The sequence below is a fragment of the Streptomyces sp. NRRL F-5755 genome, from assembly GCF_001279365.1.
In the GTDB taxonomy this organism is placed as follows: domain Bacteria; phylum Actinomycetota; class Actinomycetes; order Streptomycetales; family Streptomycetaceae; genus Streptomyces; species Streptomyces rimosus.
Window position 1 is genome coordinate 42,154 of the sequence record NZ_LGCW01000296.1, and the last position, 6,043, is coordinate 48,196.

The following is a 6,043-nucleotide window of genomic DNA, read 5'->3' on the forward strand; positions in this document are numbered from 1 at the left end:
ACATGGCTGGCTGGCCATCGCACGAGTTACCCACCAACATGCCCGACCTGAACCCTGGCAGGGTGCTATGTAGGGCAAGGTGTAGCCGCTGTAGCCCCTTGGTCTCGATTCTGGTCTCCATCGTCTCCGCTTCCACGGTGGTCCGTGGACGTGCGCAGAGGAGTGCCAGTGGCCTTGACCTCGGCGGATGGACTATGGCAGACACCCCCGGACCACAACCGGACAACTTGAAAGCGTAGGTCGTCGGTTCGAATCCGACAGGGGGCTCTCTCGCTGACCAGGCGAAACGCATTGGGGCGCCCCTTCGGAAGGTCTTCCGGGGGGGCGTTTGCGTTTTGGGTGTTCGGGGGTGGGGGGCGTTCTAGGCTGGTGGGTATGGCGGGTCTGCAGCGGCATCCCCTTGTGGATACGGCGGTTCGTTATCACCAGGCTGTTGGTCGTGGTGCTGTCGGGGAGGAACTGGCCGGGTTCTTTCATGAGGATGTTGTGCAGCGTGAGTACCCCAACGTCCTCTTTCCCGATGGGGCGGTGCGGGACCTGGCCGGCATCCTTGAGGCTGCTGAGCGGGGGCGCGGTGTGTTGCGGTGCCAGAGTTTCGATGTGCTCAATGCTGTCGCGGTGGGTGAGCAGGTGGCCCTTGAGGTGGACTGGGCCGGGACGCTGGCGGTGGCGTTGGGGGACCTGCCCTCCGGGCATGTACTGCGGGCTCGCATCGCGGTTTTTCTGGAGTTTCGCGACGGCCGGATTGTTGCTCAGCGTAACTATGATTGTTATGAGCGTTCGCGGCGGGCCGGGCAAGGGGAGGCCGGGTAGCCGGATGGGGCGTTTCGGTTGGGTGTGGCTTGTGGTCTCGCGCGCTGCTTTCGGGGCTACATCACCCGGCTTCCCGCACCCTCTCCACCGGAATCCAAAGCTCCGCGTCTGCCTGTGAGGAATCCTCCGACAAGCGGGTGCGCAGGATCTCCGGCCCTGGCCGGCTCTGGTACGGGTTGGACGGGAACCACTGGGTGAATACGTCGCGCCAGAGGAACTGCAGCGCCTCGGGGAACGGGCCGGAGTTCTCGAAGACTGCCCAGGTGCCGGCCGGAACGACCAGGGTTTCCAGGTCGTCCGGGGCGGGCGCGCCGCTCACCACGCCGTGGTAGTAGTCGAGTTCGGTGCCCTCCGCCCGGCTCGGGTCGAGGTCGTCGCAGACCGCGACGAGTCCCTCCGGCTGCTGGTCGGACAGTGCCGTGATCCGATCCAGGGTCTCCTTGCCGATGCCGCGGATGAAGTCCGCGATCGCCGGGTTAACGCCCTGGTGCACGAGCGGAACTCGGGCCTTCTTGCCGATGACGTGGAACTGTTCCCTCTCCACGACCCGGTATCGCATGCTGCTGCTCCCTTCGATGATGAGACGAAAGGACATCCGGGGCTGGGAGCGCAGTGCGGCGCCGGTCCGCCGGGCCTCGCCCGGTCCCACACCGTGTACGGCCCGGAACGCGCGGGCGAACGCTTCGCCCGAGCCGTATCCGTACTGCACCGCGATCTCCAGCAGCGTCCGCTCCCCGGCGAGCACCTCGGCCCCCGCGACGGTGAGCCGCCGGCGCCGGACATACTCCGACAGCGAGATCCCTGCCAGCGCGGAGAACATCCGACGGAAGTGGTATTCCGACGTCATTGCGATCCGTGCCAGCTCGCTCACCTCGATCTGCTGGTCGAGGTGGGACTCGATGTGTTCCAGGGCCTCGTTCAGCCGCTCCAGCATCCGGCCTCCTTCCCTTTGCTCATCACGTTAGAAAGATCGCATGTGGCCGGGCCCGACAGTTTGTGCCCGGTCCGGTCGGGTGCGATCGGGGAGGGGGTGGTCGAATGCGGTCGAGTTCGTTCGGGGGCCGACTGGTGTGATCGGGTGTGGGCGGGCTCGGTCGGGGTGCTCGTCGGTGGCGTGTTTCGTCGGGTGCGCGGTACGTGCAACGGCGTAGGTTCACCGGCATGGTGACTTCGATGGGGCGTGTGGATCACGAGCGGCGGATGACGCGGGCGGTCCGGGCCGCGGAGGACGCCGGGCTGGCGGGGCTGATCGTGACGCCCGGGCCCCTGATGGTGTGGCTGTGCGGATACACCCCCGCGCGCGTACGAGGGCTGGTGACCGCGCTGGTCACCACCTCGGAGCCCGCGGAGCGGCGGCCCCAGCTGCTGGTGCCCGCGCACGAGAAGGCCGTCGCGGAACAGGCCCCCGGCGCGGACGCGCTGGAGGTGACCGCTTGGGCGGCGGGTGCGGCGGACCCGTACGCCCTACTGGCGAACTGGCTGGTTCCGAACGGGCGTTATGCGGTCTCCGACATGACATGGGCACGCGACCTGCTGGCCTTGCAGCGCGCCGCGCCAGGTACCTCGTATATCGCGGTCACAGAGGCGCTGCCGATGCTGCGCGCCGTCAAGGACGCCCACGAGGTGGCACGGCTGAAAGCCGCGGCAACGGCCTCGGACGCCACGTACGAAGCGGTCCTGGGCCTGCGCTTCGCCGGGCGGCGGGAGCGTGAAGTGGCCGCTGACATCACGCGGTTGCTCACCGGAAACGGGCACGAGGCGGTCGCCTTCACGGTGGTGGGGTCCGGCCCCAACGGGGCCGATCCACAGCACGAGGCGGGCGACCGGGTCATCGAGGACGGGGACATGGTCGTGCTCGATTTCGCCGGCCTGAAGGACGGCTACTGCTCCTACACCGGCCGGACCGTACGCGTAGGGACGCCGCCGTCCGCCGAGGAGCGCAAGGTGTACGAGGTCGTACGGGAGGCGCAGCAGGCGGCCTTCGAGGCGGTGCGGCCGGGCGCGGCCTGCCAGGAGATCGACCGGGCGGCCCGCAGGGTCATCAAGGCGGCGGGCTACGGGGAGTACTTCACCCACCGTACGGGCCGGGGAATCGGTACCGTACCGCACGAACCGCCGTACCTCGTGGAGGGCGAACAACTGCCGCTGGTTCCCGGGATGTGCTTCTCGATCGAGCCGGGGATCTACCTTCCGGGGCGGTTCGGCGTGCGGATCGGAGACATCGTGACGTGCACGGATACTGGCGGACGGTGGCTGAACGGCAGTGAGCGGGAGGGGTTGGGGGTGGTGAGCTGAGGGGGGAGGGAACGGTGAGGCGAGCGGGGGCACAGCTGTGCATATCGGCTGCCACACACACTGTCCGCGGCGCTCCTCCCCGCGGCACACACTGCCCGCGATGTCCACCCCCGCCCCGGGCCCCCGCCACGCACCGCCCCTACGGAATCAGTACAACCTTCCCCATCGTTCCCCGGGTCTCCAGTGCCCGGTGTGCCGCCGCTGCTTCGGCGAGCGGGAAGCGCTGTACGTCCGGTACGAGGCGGCCCGCTGCTGCTTCGGCGAGCGACGCGGTTTCCAGGGTGCGCATCGGGTTGTCGCCGCCTGCTTTGGCCAGCATGGCGGGGCCGAGTACGGATTCGGAGGTGATGCCGCGCTCGGCCAGCTCGCCTTCCGAGAACTCCAGGGGGCTGCCCGAGGACCAGCCGAAGACGAGGTGCTGCCCGCCCCGGGCGAGCAGGTCCACGGCGGCGCGGCCCGGTTCGCCACCCACGGAGTCGAAGACGACGGTGGCGCCCGGGAGCGCGCGCACTGCCAGGAACGCGCGCACCACTGAGGTCCAGCCGGCGTTGGTGTAGTCCACCGCTAGGTCGGCGCCCAGCTTCCGTACGCGTTCGACCTTGGCCGGGCCGCCCGCGAGGCCGATGACGGTGGCGCCGACGTTCTTCGCGTACTGGACGAGCAGCGAGCCGATGCCGCCGGCCGCGGCCGGGACGAGGGCGACGTCGTCGGCGGTGAGGTCGGTGAAGCCGAGGATGCCCATGGTGGTGCGGCCGGTGCCGATCATGGCGACGGCCTGGGCCTCGTCCAGGTTGTCGGGAATGTCGTGGAGCTTTTCGGCATGGACGACGGCCTGCTCGGCGTAGCCGCCCGGGTTCATGCCCAGGTGGGCGACGACCCGGCGGCCCAGCCACGCGGGGTCGGTCCCCTCACCGAGGGCGTCGACCGTCCCCGCGACCTCCCGGCCGGGGATGGTCGGCAGCTCGGGGAGCGGGGCCGGGCCGCCCGCTACGCCCTGGCGCAGCGCCGTGTCGAGCAGGTGGACGCCGGCCGCCGCCACGGCGATCCGGACCTGTCCGGGGCCGGGCAGCGGGGTCTCGGTCCGCTCGTATACGAGGTTCTCGGCGGGGCCGAAGGCGTGCAGGCGGATCGCGTGCATGGTGGTCTCCAGGGGAGGGCGATAGAGCGGGCGTACTGGTGGACGGCGGTCTGAGGGCGGGGCCTGTAGAGGCGAGGCCGTCCGGACCGATGGCCCTCACTCTGGAGCCTCAACTTTGGTTGAGGTCAAGGTCGGTTGCTGTCAACGCTCCTCTTGGGGGGCGTCACGTCCGACTCACGAGGCCCTGGAGTGCGGGGTGGTTATGGTGCTGTCGGTCTCGGTGGTGTTGCTGGGGCTGGGGCTGGTACTGGGGTTGGTGCCGGTGCCAGCGCTGGTGCTCGTGGGTGCGTACCGCGCCGCGCGATCGGTCCTGCTGGAACGGAGCGCCAGCGTGCTCGCCTCCAGGGCGCTGCTGAACGAGACCTCACTGAGTACGCCGGGCGCCGCCACCTGGTCGCCCGCCAGGTAGACGCCGTCCCCGTGCTCGACGGCGGGCCGGTCGCGCCAGGTGGTGCCGGGCAGGTCCACCGCGCCCGTACGGCCGAGGGAGAGCGCTTCGCGGCGCCAGGTCAGGCGCTCGCGCCACTGCGGGAAACCGGCGTCCAGCAGGCGCTCGGCGCGGGCGATGCCGTCGGCGCGGTTCTCGTCGGGGCCGATGCCGACCTGGCACTGGAGGAGTTCCTCACCGCGCGGGGCGAGGGAGCGGTCCTGGGTGGTGAAACGTTCGATCCAGCCAGGGAAGTCGATGCCGGAGATGGCGAACAGGTCGCCGCGCCGGGAGCGCAGAGCGACGTCGAGCAGCACCGTGCGGGCGCTGTCCCAGGTCAGGCGCTCGTCCTTGAGGAGGGCCCGGGCGGATTCGAGGTGCGTCGCGACGATCACCGGGCCGTCCTCTGGCAGTGCGTCGATACGCGCGCCGATCTCGATGCGTACGCCCAACTGGCGCGCGTGTTCGGCCATACGGGCGATCAGTTCGCTCCAGCCGCCCCGGATGTAGTGCGCCTCGGGCGGGAACGAGGTGGTACGGCGCAGCCGCTCCTGGACGAAGGCGGCGGAGAGCATGCCGGGGTCGTGGTGGAACGTCGCGACGCCGACGTAGTGGGCGGCGGCGCGTGCTGCCGCCTCGCCTTCCTGGGAGGCGGCCCAGCTGAAGAAGTCCCGGTCCACCGGCGCGTTCTTGTGCCTGCGCAGCTTGAGCAGACCGGCCGGAGGGACGCGGCGCAGCACGCCGTCGCGGTGGAAGCGGATGCGGGTGGCCTGTAGGGGCGGCAGCGGGGCGAGCGGCTTGAGGAGGCCGCGCTGTTTGAGCCAGGTCCAGTGAGGGCCGCCGTTGTAGAGCGCGTGCGGGCCCTCGTTCGTACGGTACGGGCCTTCGGCCGTACGGGCCCGGCCGCCGAGCGAACGGTGCGCCTCGTAGAGGGTGACCGCGGCGCCGCCCTCGGCGCAGGAGATGGCCGCGGTCAGGCCCGCGAAGCCGCCTCCGATGACGGTGATGGTGGGGCGTCCCTTGGTGGCTTGTCGCATGGTGGTTCTCCTTGAGGTGAGGTGAAGCGGTAGAGGGCGGATCGCCGGGCGGTTGGGTGATCGGGCGGCTGGGTGGCGGGGTGGTCGGCGGCTGGGTGGTCGGGTAGCTGGTGGTCCCTGCGCATGGGACGAGTGGGGTGGCGGCGGTTGTGACATGCGTGCGGGGGCGAGGCATCTGTGCTGGTCAGGGGCTGGATTCGGGCGATTGTCAGTGGGGTGGTTCACGATGGGGTCAGTCGGCGGTGCGCGGGCGGAAGCGGCAGGGACGGGCAGGAAGGTGGTGGGCAGACGGGTGGGAGCGTGACATGGGGGCGGGGCGGCCGGTCCGGGCGG

5 protein-coding genes are annotated in these 6,043 nt (G+C 70.2%); 2 read left to right on the forward strand and 3 right to left on the reverse strand.

Annotated elements, in window-relative coordinates; all coding sequences use genetic code 11:
* Positions 1 to 375: 375 nt before the first annotated feature.
* Entirely contained in the window at positions 376 to 813 is a 438-nt protein-coding gene (locus ADK86_RS32845) for a nuclear transport factor 2 family protein (RefSeq protein WP_053699886.1), read from the forward strand.
* 61 nt (positions 814 to 874) lie between these two features.
* On the opposite strand, the gene ADK86_RS32850 is transcribed toward ADK86_RS32845, so the two are convergent.
* Complete coding sequence (locus ADK86_RS32850) at positions 875 to 1,747, reverse strand: AraC family transcriptional regulator (RefSeq protein WP_053699887.1); 873 nt, start codon at positions 1,745 to 1,747, stop codon at positions 875 to 877.
* A gap of 227 nt (positions 1,748 to 1,974) precedes the next feature.
* On the opposite strand from ADK86_RS32850, the gene ADK86_RS32855 reads away from it, so the two are divergent.
* Entirely contained in the window at positions 1,975 to 3,108 is a 1,134-nt protein-coding gene (locus ADK86_RS32855; RefSeq protein WP_234346166.1) for an aminopeptidase P family protein, read from the forward strand.
* Between the two features lie 139 nt (positions 3,109 to 3,247).
* Here ADK86_RS32855 and ADK86_RS32860 read toward each other — a convergent pair whose 3' ends face one another.
* The gene (locus ADK86_RS32860; RefSeq protein ID WP_053699889.1) at positions 3,248 to 4,246 is read right to left on the reverse strand and encodes a zinc-binding dehydrogenase; all 999 of its coding nucleotides are present in this window, start codon (positions 4,244 to 4,246) and stop codon (positions 3,248 to 3,250) included.
* A 174-nt stretch (positions 4,247 to 4,420) separates the two neighbouring features.
* A complete protein-coding gene (locus tag ADK86_RS32865; RefSeq protein WP_053699890.1) occupies positions 4,421 to 5,710 on the reverse strand; it encodes an FAD-dependent oxidoreductase in 1,290 nt (429 codons plus the stop codon).
* Positions 5,711 to 6,043 lie beyond the last annotated feature (333 nt).